Below are 390 nucleotides of genomic sequence, written 5' to 3' on the forward strand. Positions count from 1 at the left end.
ATTTGACTTGTTGTGCTGTAGGCAATGGCTTCTCCTGACTTACCTGTTACTTCATCTGTTGTGAGAACACGGTTACCGTTAGTGCTTACGTAACGAATAACAGCTTTTTGAGCATCCTTACGGTAAGTGACTGTTTCAACACGGTCTTGGTCTTTAGCCTTCACTCCGCTTACAGCTGGGATTTCTGATTTATCCGCTGTGTAACCTGCGATAGTTGGAGAGACCACTTTATCAAACGTATCATCATTGGTTGTCCAGTCTTGGAAGTCAATATGACCAGTCACTAGGTTAATATGACTCCAACGTTTGAAGTTCAGTGTTTCAACTACATCATCCTTAGCCTTACTTCCATCTTCGTAAACGTAATGGATGGTACGGCTAACACTTTCC

At 42.6% G+C, this 390-nt stretch carries 1 protein-coding gene; it reads right to left on the reverse strand.

The features are described from left to right. On the reverse strand, positions 1-390 hold a 390-nt coding region (locus N5909_RS00090), incomplete at both ends, for a mucin-binding protein (protein ID WP_271630620.1).

It is taken from the genome of Streptococcus gwangjuensis (assembly GCF_028156745.1).
In the GTDB taxonomy this organism is placed as follows: Bacteria; Bacillota; Bacilli; order Lactobacillales; family Streptococcaceae; genus Streptococcus; species Streptococcus gwangjuense_A.